Source organism: Veillonella nakazawae (genome assembly GCF_013393365.1).
Lineage (GTDB): Bacteria > Bacillota > Negativicutes > Veillonellales > Veillonellaceae > Veillonella > Veillonella nakazawae.
The window spans coordinates 750,252-766,693 of the sequence record NZ_AP022321.1; the positions used below are offsets into that span (position 1 = coordinate 750,252).

The 16,442-nt window shown below is 33.9% G+C and carries 13 protein-coding genes, 1 pseudogene and 1 other annotated feature (1 of these 15 only partly in view); of the genes and pseudogenes, 10 read left to right on the top strand and 4 right to left on the bottom strand.

Annotation, left to right across the window (positions count from 1 at the left end; genetic code table 11):
* Positions 1 to 127: a binding site (T-box leader), on the top strand; it begins 105 nt to the left of the window's first position.
* Between the two features lie 72 nt (positions 128 to 199).
* Both thrS and VEIT17_RS03320 read left to right on the top strand, forming a co-directional pair.
* Complete coding sequence (thrS, locus tag VEIT17_RS03315) at positions 200 to 2,110, top strand: threonine--tRNA ligase (RefSeq protein WP_060923940.1); 1,911 nt, start codon at positions 200 to 202, stop codon at positions 2,108 to 2,110.
* 216 nt (positions 2,111 to 2,326) lie between these two features.
* Positions 2,327 to 3,532, top strand: coding sequence for an MFS transporter (locus VEIT17_RS03320; RefSeq protein WP_178884741.1), 1,206 nt, complete (start codon positions 2,327 to 2,329; stop codon positions 3,530 to 3,532).
* A 76-nt stretch (positions 3,533 to 3,608) separates the two neighbouring features.
* Here the strand turns inward: VEIT17_RS03320 and VEIT17_RS03325 are convergent, their stop codons facing one another.
* Positions 3,609 to 5,102, bottom strand: a complete 1,494-nt coding sequence (locus VEIT17_RS03325) for a DASS family sodium-coupled anion symporter (RefSeq protein WP_178884742.1) — start codon at positions 5,100 to 5,102, stop codon at positions 3,609 to 3,611.
* Between the two features lie 485 nt (positions 5,103 to 5,587).
* Here VEIT17_RS03325 and infC point away from each other — a divergent pair, with 485 nt between their 5' ends.
* The 5 genes from infC (at position 5,588) to VEIT17_RS03350 (ending at position 8,178) form a co-directional block, all read left to right on the top strand.
* Entirely contained in the window at positions 5,588 to 6,106 is a 519-nt protein-coding gene (infC, locus tag VEIT17_RS03330; protein ID WP_005386139.1) for a translation initiation factor IF-3, read from the top strand.
* Positions 6,107 to 6,127: 21 nt separating this feature from the next.
* Entirely contained in the window at positions 6,128 to 6,325 is a 198-nt protein-coding gene (gene rpmI, locus VEIT17_RS03335; protein ID WP_004696338.1) for a 50S ribosomal protein L35, read from the top strand.
* A gap of 46 nt (positions 6,326 to 6,371) precedes the next feature.
* Complete coding sequence (rplT, locus tag VEIT17_RS03340; RefSeq protein WP_005376311.1) at positions 6,372 to 6,722, top strand: 50S ribosomal protein L20; 351 nt, start codon at positions 6,372 to 6,374, stop codon at positions 6,720 to 6,722.
* A 123-nt stretch (positions 6,723 to 6,845) separates the two neighbouring features.
* The gene (locus VEIT17_RS03345; RefSeq protein WP_178884745.1) at positions 6,846 to 7,391 is read left to right on the top strand and encodes a hypothetical protein; all 546 of its coding nucleotides are present in this window, start codon (positions 6,846 to 6,848) and stop codon (positions 7,389 to 7,391) included.
* A gap of 145 nt (positions 7,392 to 7,536) precedes the next feature.
* Positions 7,537 to 8,178 (top strand): DUF3298 and DUF4163 domain-containing protein, encoded by a 642-nt coding sequence (locus VEIT17_RS03350; RefSeq protein ID WP_178884746.1) that lies wholly within the window; start codon positions 7,537 to 7,539, stop codon positions 8,176 to 8,178.
* A 122-nt stretch (positions 8,179 to 8,300) separates the two neighbouring features.
* Here VEIT17_RS03350 and VEIT17_RS03355 read toward each other — a convergent pair whose 3' ends face one another.
* Entirely contained in the window at positions 8,301 to 8,570 is a 270-nt protein-coding gene (locus tag VEIT17_RS03355; protein ID WP_178884749.1) for a hypothetical protein, read from the bottom strand.
* Positions 8,571 to 8,683: 113 nt separating this feature from the next.
* Between VEIT17_RS03355 and VEIT17_RS03360 the strand changes: the two genes are divergently transcribed.
* Positions 8,684 to 9,913, top strand: a complete 1,230-nt coding sequence (locus tag VEIT17_RS03360) for a hypothetical protein (RefSeq protein WP_242013285.1) — start codon at positions 8,684 to 8,686, stop codon at positions 9,911 to 9,913.
* A gap of 63 nt (positions 9,914 to 9,976) precedes the next feature.
* On the opposite strand, the gene VEIT17_RS03365 is transcribed toward VEIT17_RS03360, so the two are convergent.
* Entirely contained in the window at positions 9,977 to 10,195 is a 219-nt protein-coding gene (locus VEIT17_RS03365) for an Ada metal-binding domain-containing protein (protein ID WP_178884751.1), read from the bottom strand.
* Positions 10,196 to 10,306: 111 nt separating this feature from the next.
* Complete coding sequence (locus tag VEIT17_RS03370; RefSeq protein WP_178884753.1) at positions 10,307 to 12,289, bottom strand: DUF2075 domain-containing protein; 1,983 nt, start codon at positions 12,287 to 12,289, stop codon at positions 10,307 to 10,309.
* A 162-nt stretch (positions 12,290 to 12,451) separates the two neighbouring features.
* On the opposite strand from VEIT17_RS03370, the gene VEIT17_RS03375 reads away from it, so the two are divergent.
* Both VEIT17_RS03375 and VEIT17_RS03380 read left to right on the top strand, forming a co-directional pair.
* The gene (locus VEIT17_RS03375; RefSeq protein ID WP_420031276.1) at positions 12,452 to 16,156 is read left to right on the top strand and encodes a YobI family P-loop NTPase; all 3,705 of its coding nucleotides are present in this window, start codon (positions 12,452 to 12,454) and stop codon (positions 16,154 to 16,156) included.
* Positions 16,153 to 16,302: pseudogene (locus VEIT17_RS03380) on the top strand (IS3 family transposase); the annotation flags it as partial. The gene VEIT17_RS03375 and the pseudogene VEIT17_RS03380, both read left to right, overlap by 4 nt.
* Between the last annotated feature and the right edge of the window lie 140 nt (positions 16,303 to 16,442).

Consider the following 16,442-nt stretch of genomic DNA (forward strand, 5'->3'; position numbering starts at 1 on the left):
TTTGTCGAACCTAAGTAGGCAAATACGGCCGCCACCGTTATCGGGCTTAATGAAGTGAATTACTATACATATATATTTGTATAGGTAGTTAACTAGGGTGGAACCGCGAATGATCTTCGTCCCTTGTTTGTAGGGATAGAGGGTCTTTTTTTATTACCAAAATCCAACTATCCTAGTTTATAAATTGGAGGAAAGAAAAATGGCAGATGTAAAAATCATTTTACCTGATGGTAGTGCAAAGGAATACGCTGCTGGCACTACTCTTGGGGAAGCAGTAAAACAATTATCTAACAGCTTGGCTAAAAAAGTACTAGCTGCTAATGTAAATGGTGAATTAACAGACCTTCGGGAAGAATTAGTCGACGGTTCTGAAGTAGCGTTCTTAACATTCGAAGAAGATGGTGGTAAACATACTTTGCGCCACACAGCTTCTCATATTTTGGCTCAAGCGGTTAAACGCTTATGGCCTGAAGCTAAATTGGCTATCGGTCCTGCTATCGATAAAGGTTTCTACTATGATATCGATATGGAACATACTTTGACTCCTGAAGATTTAGGCAAAATCGAAAAGGAAATGAGCCGTATTGTGAAAGAAAACTTGCCTATCACTAAATCTGTAATGTCTCGTCAAGAAGCTATCGAGTTCTTCAAATCTAAAAATGAAGACTACAAGGTAGAATTAATTGAAGATCTTCCTGAAGATGCTGTTATCTCTTGCTATGCGCAAGGCGATTTCATCGATCTTTGTGCAGGCCCTCACGTGGCATCCACTGGTAAGGTAAAAGCTTTCAAATTACAAAGTATTGCAGGTGCATACTGGCGCGGCGATGAAAAGAACAAAATGTTGCAACGTATTTACGGTACAGCATTTGAAAAGAAAGAAGAACTAGATGCATACCTTCATATGCTTGAAGAAGCGGCTAAACGGGACCACCGTAAACTTGGTAAAGAACTTGGTTTGTTCGTTATCAAAGAAGAAGGTCCTGGCTTCCCATTCTTCTTGCCAAAAGGTATGGCTCTTCGTAACGAATTAGAAAACTTCTGGCGCGAAGTACATCATGATTTCGAATATGATGAAATCCGCACACCAATCATCTTGAATAAACAATTGTGGGAAACATCTGGTCACTGGGAACATTACCGTGAAAATATGTATACTACAATCATTGATGACGAAGAATATGCAATTAAACCTATGAACTGCCCAGGCGGTATCTTGGTTTACCAAAACGAAATGCATTCCTACCGTGACTTGCCACTTCGTTATGCAGAACTTGGCCTAGTTCATCGTCATGAATTATCTGGCGCACTACACGGCTTATTCCGCGTTCGTGCTTTCACACAAGACGATGCGCACGTATTTATGTTGCCTGAACAAATGCAATCCGAATTGATGAAAGTTATCGAATTGTTCGATCGTATCTATAGCCAATTCGGTTTGAAATACCATGTTGAATTGTCTACTAAACCAGATAATGCAATGGGTGATGATGCAATTTGGGAAGCAGCTACAGAAGCATTGCGTAACGCTATCGAAGCAAAAGGCATCGATTATGTTATCAACCCTGGCGACGGCGCATTCTACGGCCCTAAACTTGACTACCATATCGAAGATTCCTTGGGACGTACATGGCAATGTGGTACTATCCAATTGGATATGAACTTGCCTGAACGCTTCAACGTAGAATATATCGGTGAAGATGGTCAAAAACATCGTACTATCATGATTCACCGTGCATGCTTTGGCTCTATGGAACGTTTTATCGGTATCTTGACTGAACACTATGCTGGTGCATTCCCAACTTGGATGGCACCTGTTCAAGTGAAAGTATTACCTATCTCCGAAAAACACGTGGAATACGCTAACCAATTGGCAAAACAAATGCGCCATGACTACGTTCGCGTAGAAGTAGACGATCGCAACGAAAAAATTGGTTACAAAATTCGCCAAGCACAAATGGAAAAAGTTCCATACATGCTCGTTGTTGGCGATAAAGAAATGGAAGATAATTCCGTTAACGTACGTAAACACGGCGGCGACGAATTAGGTACAGTTCCATTTGACGAATTCTTCAACTCCATTAAAATTGAAATTAAAGAACGCAACTAATTGACTATTATGACTCATCCATCAATATTACCGATGGATGAGTTGTCATGTTTGAAATTGTTATAATCTAATTTCTTATATGCATCAAAATAAACAGATATAAATTTAGCCTCCATATACTAAAGCCTTTCATTAGACTTAAGTCTAGGCGTTGGCCATTTGTATAGTGGGGACTATCTCTTTAATTGTTACCTGTGAGTAGCGAAAGGAAATAGTATGAAAGAAGTAAATTCATATGGCTGGAAAGCCGTTATTGGTTCCTCCATTGGTTATGCTATGGATGGTTTTGATCTCTTGATTTTAGGCTTTATGTTGACCTTAATCTCTGGAGATTTAGGCTTGACCACTGGTCAAGCAGGTTCTTTGGTTACGTGGACCTTGGTTGGTGCCGTACTTGGTGGTTTCATCTTCGGTACCTTGTCAGATAAATTTGGTCGCGTTCGCGTATTGACTTGGACTATCGTGCTATTTGCGGTATTTACTGGCCTCTGTGCTTTTGCTCAAGGCTATTGGGATCTTCTTATCTACCGTACAATAGCAGGTATTGGTTTAGGTGGTGAATTTGGTATTGGTATGGCACTCGCTGCTGAAGCTTGGCCTGCTCAACATCGTGCAAAAGCGACAAGTTATGTTGCTCTTGGTTGGCAATTAGGCGTGTTGGCTGCTGCTTTGTTAACACCATTACTCATTCCTTTCATTGGATGGCGTGGTATGTTTATGGTTGGCATTATTCCAGCACTAGTTGCTTGGGTATTCCGTGCGAAACTACATGAACCAGAAATCTTTGTACAAAGTAAAGAAGATAAAGAGCATTCACATACAAACTCTTTCAAGTTATTAGTAAAAGATGTAAGAACTACAAAGACATCTATTGGTGTTGCTATTTTAACATCTGTTCAAAACTTTGGTTATTACGGTATTATGATTTGGTTACCTAATTTCTTAAGTAAGCAATTAGGTTTCTCTCTAACAAAATCTGGTTTGTGGACAGCAGTTACTGTTTGTGGCATGATGGTAGGTATTTGGTTATTTGGACGCTTAGCCGATAAAATAGGTCGTAAACCTACATTCATCCTATTCCAAGTATGTGCTGTAGCATCTATTTTAATCTACTCTCAACTATCTGATCCAACAGCCATGTTATTTGCCGGTGCTATCTTAGGCGCCTCTGTAAATGGTATGATGGGTGGCTATGGTGCCTTGATGGCAGAAGCCTACCCAACAACTGCCCGTGCAACGGCTCAAAACGTACTATTTAATATCGGTCGTGCTGTAGGCGGCTTTAGCCCAATGGTAGTAGGCATGATCATCTCTATGTACTCCTACCAAGTAGCAATTGCATTCCTAGCTATTATCTACGTACTAGATATTCTAGCAACTGTATTCTTAATCCCTGAACTTAAAGGTAAAGAATTAGAATAATATAGTGAATATCTAAAAGGCTCTGTCTCATGACAGAGCCTTTTGGTTTATATATGATTGTTATGAAAGTACAGTATTATGCGATTCCAATCCAGTGCCAATACGTAAGGGCAAATACGAGCATCATTACATAGCCAATAATAGTCAATGGAATGCCTGTAGTCATAAATGTTTTTACGTCGAATGTGTCGGTACCGTAAGCTACCATACCTTGTGGTGAGTTTACTGGTAATACTAGACCGAAGCAGATCGCATATTGCATAAGCATGGTTACGCCGATTGGGTTAAGACCTTCTGCGTTATGTCCTACTACAATAGAAATTACAATAGGAATCATAGCAGAGGAGAGGGCTGTAGCAGATGCAAAGCCTAGGTGGATGACAATGAGGAAGGCAGCCATTACGGCAATTAATATAAATACGCTGGCACTTTCAAGGGAGAAGGCGTTTACGAATACTTGAGCAAGCCAAGTAGCTGCCTTTGTTTTCAGTAATACAGATCCAAGACCGATACCAGCACCAAACATAACGATGGAACCCCAGTCGATGTTTGGCTGTGCAAATTTCCAATCCATAATGCCAATCTTAGGGAAGAAGAACAATGCGATAGCTACAATTGTTGTAGTTGTTGTATCGATAGAATGTAGCTTGCCACCGGTAGCCCACAATGCGAGAAGACCGATAGAGATACATAACAGTTTCTTTTCATCAGTACTCATAGGACCGATTTCTTGGCGCATTTTAGCGAGTTGTACATCGCCACCTACAAGTTCCTTGAACTCTGGCTTAATTAATGCTTGTGTTAAGAAGTAGGCGATGATAACCATAATGATGGAGAAGGGAGCCGCTGCAGTAAGCCAATCTATCCAGCTAATAGATGTATTCATCTGAGTTTGTATAAAGCCTACAGCCACAAGATTTTGAGCGGCAGCCGTTTGAATCATAATATTCCAGAACGTATCGGCTTGTACGGCACCTACCATGAGTAGAGCGGCTACACGGCTTTTACGTTCAATACCTAAGTTCTCAACAATACCGATGATAATCGGTGCTAAGCAAGCAATACGAGCTGTTGCACTGGGTACGAAAAAGGCGAGGATAAGCCCTGTAATAATAACACCTAAATAAATACGGCTTACCTTAGTGCCAACGCTAGATAGTACTAACATGGCGATACGACGATCTAGACCCGTTTTACGCATAGCTACGGATATAAACATAGCGGCACCTACAAGAATCATAGCTGGTGAAGAATAACCAGCTATGATCAGCTTCAAAGCATTGGCCGTGCCCATCGCTTTAGCAGGTGCTTCGGGATTAGGTGAGAACCCTAATAGTAAAGCGGTAAGTGCAGTAATCATGGTAGCACTAACTGGATAGGAGACAGCTGAGGTCATCCATAAGATGATAGCAAAGGCGAGGACGCCAATCATACGATGACCACCAGTAGATAAGGTTTCCGGTGTAGGCAATAATAAAATGCCACCTAGAACAATGAAAGATAAAATAAGTCCAATATTTTGAGCAGTTGTACGTACCTTTTGAGGAGGGGCAGGGGTTGTTACACTCATAATAAAACTCCTTTCAATTTGTGTCATAACTATTACTGTATAATAATAAATAAGGTAAACTATATAAGCTAAACTATCCTATAAATTATACTATTCTATAAAGTACACTATCCTATAATATACGCTATTCTATAAAGTACACATATAAGCTAGATTATTCTATAAATATTATTGTATCGTATTTTCTATAGAATTAGTTGTATAATTTATAAGAATATTGTATACATAAAGAGAGAGCGGTGTCAGTAAGTATACCTATATACAGAACTTATAATGTCTGTTATACTATAAGAGTTGTTATAACAAATTCATTGTTAAAAGCTCAATATTTTTTGTTGACTTTCATCAGTCGATTTGTTATTATAATTAAGTAATTTATGAAGCAGAGGCCATCCGCCACTCACCTAATACCGAGAAGTATGAGGTTAATATAGAGAACTCTATTCGGATGGTGTTTGCCGTCCGTTTTTTTTATTCTCTTGGAGGTGAACGCTATTAGCAAGGATACACCACGCATTAATGAAGAAATTCGTGCTCGTGAACTTCGTGTCGTAGGTCCTGAAAACGAACAAATCGGCATTATGTCTGGCCGTGAGGCATTGGCATTGGCTGAAGAAAAGCATCTTGATCTTGTGGAAATTGCACCTAACGCTAAACCACCAGTAGCTCGCATTATGAACTATGGTAAATATCGTTATGAACAACAAAAACGCGAGAAAGAAGCGAAGAAGAAACAAAAAATCGTAACTTTAAAAGAAGTTAAGTTACGTCCACATATTGAAGACCATGACTTTTACGTAAAAATGAAAAACGCATCCAAATTCTTGGGTGAAGGTAACAAAGTAAAAGTAACTATCATGTTCCGCGGTCGTGAACTTTCACATCCAGAACTAGGCATGGCAGTGTTGACACGTTTCGCTGAAGAACTCAAAGAAACAGCGTCTATTGAAAAAGCAGCTAAATTAGAAGGTCGTAACATGACCATGATTTTAGTAAGTAAATAATGTTTTGGGAGGATTATAATTATGCCAAAAATTAAAACTCGTCGCGCAGCGGCTAAACGTTTCGCAGTAACTGGTACTGGTGAATTCAAGCGTGCAAAAGCTTTCAAAAGCCACATTCTTGAGAAAAAATCTCCAGCTCGTAAACGTAATTTACGTAAAGCTACATTGGTTGCAAAAGCTGACCACAAACGCGTAGCTAAATGCTTACCATACGCTTAATCGTTAACTATTAGATCGATATATCGTAATTTAGGAGGAATATACAATGGCAAGAGTGAAAAAGGGCGTTACAGCTCATGCACGTCATAAAAAGATTTTAAAATTAGCTAAAGGTTACCGCGGTACACGTTCCCGTTTGTTCAAAAAAGCTAACGAAACAGTAATGAAAGCGTTGTACTACGCTCGTCGTGACCGTCGTGCGAAAAAACGCGAATTCCGTCAATTGTGGATCGCTCGTATCAACGCAGCGGCTCGCATCAATGGCACAACTTACAGCCGTTTCATCGCTGGTTTGACTAAAGCAGGCGTTGAAGTTAACCGTAAAATGTTGGCTGACTTGGCAGTTAACGATGCAGCAGCATTCGCTAAACTTGTTGAAGTAGCTAAAAACGCTTAATAGCATAACAATACAGATTAAGGACTCTCTTTGGAGGGTCCTTTTTTTGTATGGTGAAAGTATGATATAGTGAAAATACATATCGTGTTGTGTAAAAGCGGGAGAATAGATGAGGAGTAGGTAATGGAACAGTTATTTTATCTGTTAATACCTTTAGGACTTTGTTTGTTTTATTTAGGTATTAAATACACGATTCGCTTTAGTAGAGCTAAGATGCTCTATGAAATGCCCTATGTAAATAAAGAAGGCACTTTTACGTTAGAGCGAGCAGGTACTTATGGCCTATGGCTTAGTGGAAAAATGTTTACAAAGGCGCCTATTGGCGAATTTGGTTTTAACTTAGTTGATGAAAAAACGGGAAGGACAATTCCTTTATTCCTATCTATTATGCGCGCCCGAGTTAATGGCATTACTCACTCTAGAATGGAATTATATACCTTTGATGCGGGGCCAGGTACCTATAGACTGTCTGTTACAGAAGATCCCTTTGTACTGGATGCTGTTATGAAAAAAGTAGGAGATAAGGTGATTAAAGGTGATATTAACTATAATCAATTTACTATACAAATCTATACACATACATCCTTTGTTTTAATGTTTATATCTATATGGATGATTGTACTTGGGCTTCTTAGTACTGTATTAGGGGGCGTTCTGCCTAACATTTAGTGTAAAATACTAAATCGTTTGGCTGTTTTATAAAGTGAAATAAATTATCAAAAAAGTAAAATATAAAAGAGGAGTTTTATCATAGCTTGTAGAACTATCACAGTAATAACCTATTTAAATGTGTTTGTTAAAAGGAGACAGTATTATGGGAATCTTTAAAAAGCTATGTATGACCTCTATGTTAGGTGTTATGTTGGCGGTACCTACGTATGCAACTGTTGTTACAGGTAGTCAGTCCGATGTAAACATGGAATTAAAATATCCATTGGTATATACCAATAATATGTTTGCACAAAAGGCAATTAATACAGACATTGCTAACTATGTTTTATACGCAAAATCAGTTTATTACGATCAACATGCATATCAAGTAAAGCAAAACTATAAAGTTACCTATGAAGACGCTCAAGTTGTATCTATTTTGTTAACTACCTATCATTACCATGCTGGTAGTGCACATGGTATGTATAACACCAAAGGTCTAGTATATAACAAGATTACGGGTCAAAGAATTCCATTATATAACTATGTTAAAATTGCTAATCCACAACAAATAGAACGAGGCATTAACTCTGGGATTTTGCGCTTCTACAGTGAAGGTCATAAAAAAGCAGACTTACTACCAAACTGGAATGTAGAATATGTTTCTGACAATTACTACTTGAAAGGTAAAGGCGCCATAGGTCTTGTATATCAACCATATGAATTAGGACCATACTCATATGGCAATACATACGTTGAATTCTCACGCCAAGCAATTGAATACTTTAACCGTATGAACTTCTGATAAAAGGCTGGTGTTAGATTGAGACTAACAGTATTTTGATGAATTAAATAGTACTCTCGTAACATAAGACAAAAGCCTATAGTACATTTTTAGTACTATAGGCTTTTACTGTATTTACCATATTATCTTCTATATCCGCCGCATCCTCTAGCATTAGAGTTTTGACCACAGTAACTTTGGCTAGTATTGTTACAAACTGTATTGTTATTATTACAGTTGTATTGAGCGTTTGTATTACAATTGTATTGAGTATCTGCATTACAATTATATTGAGCATTGGTATTGCAATTTGTTTGTGATCCATTGCATACATAATCATAAGCAAATCCTGTAGATACAGCAGCAGTCACGGCTAACGATGTCATGACAATTATACGTTTGGTAAACTTCATAGTTATCATCTCCTTAATCCTATACTTATATTGTACTACTAAAGGTCAACTGAAATATGATATTCTATACATATATACTATTTGAGAGAGTATGTGAAAGGATGAGAGTTATAATGAAACGCGTGTTAATGGCTGCACTATGCTTTAGTTTTGTGACATTGGGAAGCCAAGCAATTGATATTAATATACCAGGTGCGGATCCTTCAATTTCAAAGGATGCATATCAGAACTATCGTAAGACTGATAATGAAGTCCAAAAGACTGAAAATATTATAGCTAATCAGATACGAGATGAATATAACAATAATGGGTCTAAAAAATGGACACTAGATGAGTTGTTATACTTTACTAAGGAATTGTATCATTCCACAAATCAGTCTTCTTCTGTTTTTATTCTTAAGGATAATGGGGCAAATATTAAATTTACTGTACCAGAGAGTAGCCAATTTGGTAAAACTATAAAAGGGGATCCATTAACTACAGAGGTTCAAAAAGGAAATTTCCGCTTAATTGAAGGAAATATACATTATACTATTCGTAAGAATAGTGAAAGCCAGTCTAAGGAAAATTCGTTCTCGTATCCTACTGTTAGAAATGCTACATGGGAGATTGGGCAGACTAAAAGTGGAGCTTTAGAAGGGGTTATTAACTTTGGGGTGAAAGCTGATCCTTCGCTGTCTTATCATATTAGTTATGATTTGATTAAGAAAAAGGAACTGGAACTATTAAAGACACATAATCAGGAGTACGTGTATAAAGAGCTAATGTCACCATTAGTTAATTATGTACTACCTTCAATTGAGCCTGCAAAACAAATACTTTCAAAAACAAAACCGATAACTATTAATGGATTCACGTTCCAAACGTTAAAATCAAGTGATTTAACCTATAATGGCCCTGATAATGATGCCATTTATATTTATGATGGTAAAAGCTATCGTGAAGGTATTATGGTGAGAGAGTTAAAACCGGAAGAGTTAGCTAATCGTCATCAAATTAATTATAAATTGATACGATTCTTCATTATGTATAAGCCATATTCTGATTACAAACAAATTCAATACGCTACAGTTTGGAATGATGCTACTCCTGCTATGTATATGGAAGTAGAACGATCCACATCTAGAATGTACATTCAATCGCTCTATGATGATAAATATTTATATACTCACTTTATAATGGCAGATTTAGATTATAAAACACCATCAAAAGACTTACGCGATATAGTCCAATATGTGGACAATGCAAATGACAAAGACAAATACGCTAAAAGTCAAGCTGGGATGGGAGCTATGCCTAAAGGTATATATGAAAACTCATCTGTAAACAAGATAGGAAACTAATAAACATACAAGCCTGTGGAACTGTATAATCAGTTTCACAGGCTTGTACATTTTATATTGTTTTTATGGGTGGCATGTACCACAAGGTACATAGCCACTATTGATAGCTTCCGTACGTGTATCGAAGTAAATTTTATTACTTTCGTTCATGCGAGATACGTGACGGCAGTCATCATAATGGAACTTCCCAGTATTTATGTTTCCTGTATACCCCAATACAGTAGAAATCATTGTAATCATGGTAAGTAAGGTCATGATTATAATTCTTTTTGTCTGTTTCATAATACACTCCTCTAATAAAAACACACATATATATTATAATTAATAATATGCTTATCTGCCTAGAGTTATGTTTATTATAGATAAACTATTAATGAATAGAGGGCAGGTAGTTTATAATTTATGTGGCTTACATTGAAGTGTATCTTGATCTGTGCTTTTACGATCAGCAGCTATTTTTTGACTATCAAGATTAGCTTGAGAATTATTATAGGTATAGCTCAATTGATGGTTATAAGCTAGTTTAAAATAATTAGATAGTTCTTTATTTGTACAGTAAATATAACAGCCTTTTTGACCTCGTGTCATTAATGTACGATAAGTATTTTTTACAATCTCATCTGCAATACGTTGTGCTTCTTCTGGGTTTTCTTTTAAAAGTTTCTTAATGCCTTTAATAGACTGGTCGGTTTTTGCACGTTTTGTAATATCTACGATAAGTTGACCATTTTCATAACGTAAATCATCACCAATGATTACACCGACATATTCAAACTCGAGACCTTGAGTAGTATGAATACATCCAGCCTCATTGATAGAATCTGGATCTATAGCATATGTATTAGAATTACCTAAGTTCCAGCTGATTCCAAAATTGTGTTCTGGTATTTGAATGTTTTTGACTATAGATGTTGTACGACCTTCCTTAGGCCAGTCCCAACAATAGCCTGCTAAAAGTCGAGATTTATTGTTTATCTCATTTTTAGTTCTTATAGCGTTATACATATCATGAGGATTATCAAAGATTCTAAAGTCATAATCACCTTCAAAACCATCATAATTTGCAGTTTCTGCAATTTGAAGAACGTTGTCTAGCCAAGCTAAATAGCCATCAGAGCCATTACAACGAAACTGAGATTCTAGTGCACCTTCATAGATAAGCGCTTTTTGTTCTGTACTAAACTTTAATATTTTATCGATAGTACCTGCATCTTTAAAAGTAACACGTTGATTTCGATCAATAAAGAAGACACTAAAGAGGGAGGCATTAATAATTTCTTTGATTTGGTCTTCTCCTTCATTTTGGTACATTCCAGATTTTTCACGTAATCGATGTGCTTCATCAACAATTGCAATTTGAAGTGCATTTTTAGATCGTGTATGGAAGGTACCACTACTTTGGAATAATGCTTTAATCTCTGTTTTCTTAAATCCTTTTTGTAGCATGGTGCTATATACATTACGTGGCGCAGCATTTGAAGTAATATATTGTGCCATATAGCCATTGTGGATACATTCAGCTAATAAGTTGATAGCAACTACACTTTTACCGGTACCAGGGCCACCACGAACTATATATACCGTTTTCTGGTTATTTTTAATAGCCTCAAAGGCAGCTTTTTTTATTTGTTCAAACTCTACCTTTTGGTCATCAATTAAGACAAATTCTTTATTGCCTTTTAGCATATTCAAAATAGAATCTTGAAGTGATTTTGATGGTCTTAACTTACCATGCTCAATAGAGTCCATGATATTTGTAGTATCAGGCTTTGGAATATAGGTTTTGATAAAATTACGTAAGCTATCCATTTGGCCTAGTGTGAACATCGGAGAGATATGTAAGATATCATTATAGATTGGATCACGGAGCTCAGGGGAGATACTTTCATCGAAGTTATGTAAAAATGCACATGGGTGTAGTTCGATAGGTCTAGTCTGAACATCTTCATTAAAGTTTTCAATGAGACTACAGTAGGACCAAGCTTGATAGGAAGGGTGGGTTACCTCACGGATTCCACCACCCAGATAGGTAGATACAATATTATCCTTATCTGTTACTTTGAAAGCTTCGCCCCATTGTTTAAGCTCAACAATAACTACATGCTCTTTATCTTGTTGGTCTAAACCAGTAATAATAAAGTCCACTCGTTTTTGTGTATTTGGAACAATATATTCAATGGCAACACCTGCTAAGTCTGGTATAGCAAAATCACGCATGACATTAGCCATATAAGATAATGAAGTTTGCCATGAATGAATCTCAGATTCGCCAACACGACGATATTTTTCTGTTAATGTTTGATGGAGTTTTTTTACCAAAACACCTTGCTCAAAATCTTGGATAAAAGATTGTTTTGTAGAAGAGTAGATAATCATATTATTTTACCTGATTAAAAATGAAGGAAGTTTCATGAAGAGTGTTGAATAATATTATTATAACATTTATATAGATTGGCCATTATTTATATAGGAATTTTACTATTTTATTATTAGTAGGGAGATAGTGTAATGCTCAAAAGGGTAGATAACAATTTATTAATGAAGATATCAAAGTCTGATAATAAACTATGTAAAAAAACATCTAGTAAAACAATTGAGGAAAAAAAAGGTTTTAATATTTTAGGACCAGCAGAATTAGATGCTAATGAAAAAATATATACAGATGCTATAAATTTTGCTTTAGAAAATAAAAATATTAAAAATATTGCAATTACAGGTATATATGGAGCTGGTAAAAGTTCTATATGGTTAACACATATTAAGAAGTGGAACGTAGAAAAAAAACCAATTTTTATCTCCTTAGGAAATTATGATGTATCAGTTAATCCTAAATCAAAAACATTTGAAGAGTCTACACAAGAGAATCGAGTTGAAAGACAAATTATCAATCAAATACTGGCACAGATTGATAAAGATAAAATTATATTGAGTAAGTATAATTTCAAAAAGAATATTTCATTTTGGTCAGCTGGTCTTAAAGCTATTTGTTATAGTTTGGTTGTATTATCTGTTTTTAGTTGGTTTTATAGAGCTGATATAACTGCTATTTTTCAGTTATATTTTATCAATTGGAGTATCCCTGATACATCTTTAGTAAGTATAATTTTATTTTTAGTGTCTTTAGTAACTTTTTTTTATTATTTAAATAAAGAGTATAGGGTGAAAATTGATAAAGTTAGTTTTAAAGGGGCAGAGGCTAGATTTAATGAGTCTGTAGATACTGATGAAACAATTTTGGATCGTGATATTAAGGAAATTGTTTATTTATTGTATAGTGCTGAAGTTGAGTGTGTAATATTTGAAGATTTAGACCGATACAATAATATAAATATTTTTACTAAACTGAGAGAGTTAAATTTTTTATTGAATTCATTTATTTTAGCAAATAAAAAAGAATATACAGTAAAATTTGTATATATGCTTAGAGATGGTTTGTTTCTTTCAAAAAATCGAACTAAGTTTTTTGACTTTATTTTACCTGTTGTTCCTATAGTTGATTCTAGAACATCCGAGCATATTTTAGTAGATTTGTTTGCTTCAATAAATTTTCCTCCATCAAAAGATGTACTATCAAAAATTGCATTATATATAGATGATATGCGTTTATTAAAAAATATAGTGAATGAATATAAAGTATACTCAGAGATTATACAGCCAAAAGATTTAGATTTAGATTGTAATAAGCTTTTTGCAATGATAACACTTAAAAATATATTTCCTTATGAATTCGATTTACTACAAATAAATCAAGGTTATATTATAGATTTATTTCATAAGTTAGAGGATAGTAAAGAAAAAATCATAGATGATTTAGATAATAATTGTCTTAAGCTTAGAAATGAAATTAATATGATAAATGATAAGCTTGAATCAAATAAATTCGAACTCATGGCATTGATGATTCCAAGTAACATATCTTTTGCTGGTGGTGAAAGTGGAGCTTTATGGAGTGACCTATTAAAAGATTGGAGTAAAGAAAAGTCCCAACAGAAACAAATCTTTGATCATTATAGCAATAATAGTTACAATTTCGAACAATTTTTAGAGAAATATATATTAACATCAGTAGAAAGAAAAAATAAAGTTGACAATTTATATGAAGATAAAAAGTTGCAGATTAAGCTTTTAGAAGAGAAGATTGAAAAGATAAATACTAAAATTAAAAAAATTGATATTTATTCTTATGCTAAAATTCTTTCTACTATGAATAGTGAGGACCGTGAAAATATCTTTACTAAAACAACTAATAAAATTATTGATGATCATTACTTTCCCTTAATTAGGCTTCTTATAAGTGAAGGTTTGATTGATGAAACTTATGAGTATTATAAAGGTAAATTTAACTTTGATAAGTCAAAATTATTAGGTAAAAATGATGTAATTTTTTTAAAGTCTTTGTATGAAAATAAACAGTTGGATGTAAGCTTTAAAGTAAATAATCCCAAAGAAATACTTAGTCGTCTTTCAAATCGTGATTATTCTAGATTTAATATACTTAATACGTATATTTTCCAAGAAATGTTAAATGAAGGATTAGTAGATAAAATAATTATAATTATTAAAGCTTATGACAAAGATAGGAGCTATTCTAATTTAGCTAAAATTTTAGATGACTTTGATTTATCAATGATAGATAAATTTATACAAAGTTTAATAACTATTGATGTAGGTTATTTGCTAGCAATTTTAAACGAATGTAAGATTAACTATATTACTGCATATCAAAACATATTGGTTGCACTTATAACTAATGAGAATATAGATAATAAATACTTAGATTCTTTTAAAGAATTGATAGAGGCAAATAGTAATATTCTTGCATTGGTGCCAGCTAATAGAGTACAAACTCTTATTAAGCATATTGATAATTTAAATTTAAAGTTTAATGATTTAACAAATATAGAGTTATCTAAAGAGGTTTTGTTAATTATAGAAGAACATAAAGCCTTTAGGTTAAATATTAATAATATTCTTTTGATTACCGAACGTATTTTGGCTAGAGAAATTGAATATGGCAGTTTGATAACCAATATTTTAAACTTAGAGTGCTTAAAATCTTCTTCCGAGTATATTAGTGCTAATTTTGATGAATTTATTACTGATTATATAATGTCTAGTCCAAAAGATATAACGTATTATAATGATGAAAATGTAGTGATTAATGTATATTCTTCTAAAATATCAAATGATCTTAAAATAACTTATTTGAGTAATAATAAATGCATTATCAGTGATGCAACTGCTTTAAATATTACTGAATTCAATCAAGAGTTGTTTGATATTTTCCTAACAACTAATACTATAAAATTTAATAAAGAAAATTTAGCATACTATTGGACGCATATAACACATTATGATGAAGAGTTGGTACAGTATATTGAATCTAATATTATGGTAAGTAATATTGAGGAGATACTAATAGCTAATAAGAGTATTTGTAATGATTTAATAACTTATTCTGGTATTAGTATAAGATTATTTGATTTATTATTACAAATAGTCGATAAAATGATTACTGAACTTGAAGATGGTTTTACTAAAGAGCGAATTAGTAAGCTTATTGGAAGAAATTTACTTGCAATAACAGTTGAGAATGTTAAATATATAATAAGTAAAAAATATTATTCAGAATTGGTTTTATGGTTAAATTTTGTTGAAGAGATTGATAAAGAGCGCATAATAAAGCTGTTACTTGATTGTGAATTAGAGGATGAATTAATATATGATATTTTGAATAGTAATGTTTCTTTAAATGTTGTAGTTCCAATATTAGATAAATTAAGTGGTGATCCATTATTAGAGCTAATAGATATTAAGCGAACAGAATTAGTTATTCATATCTTAAATAATTATCTTTCAGAGGAGAATAAAAAGTTTATTAGTATTCATTTTTTAGAGTTTAAATTTAAAGATGAATTTATAATTGCGTTAAATCAAACAGGTCAACTCTTGTCTTTCATAAATATGTGTAATGATAAAGTTTTGATTTTATACTTCTTGAATAATAATAATATAAGTATTGATGATAAGATAGAAATTATTAAAAATAAAATTTCAAGTATTAATGAAAATGAGTTGAAAGAATATATGCTTGCTGTTGACGAAGTATCTGAATTAGCCTTGATATGGGATGGAAAATATCCAAGTGTTGATACTCAATATAAGGAAGAGATTGTGGAGCTTTTAGTTCAATTAGGTACGGTAAAGCGTAGAAAAGATAATAAGATAATGTTACAGAGTTAGGAAATTGTTTGGATAATAGCGTGATGGAAAACCTCTTTGGCTTGTTGAAGTCAGAGTTGTTATATTTAGAAAAGTTTGCTATCTATGAAGAGTTTATTAGTGAGTTAAAGAATTGTATTATTTATTACAATACAAAACGCATTTAGTTCAAATTAAAAGGAATGAGTCCGGTAGAATACCGAACTCATTCTCAAAAAGTATCTTAATTATATCTGTCCAAGAAAATAGGTATCGATTAATTTAGTATACTTTTTTCATAAAAGTTTTCTTTTTATTCTATATAATA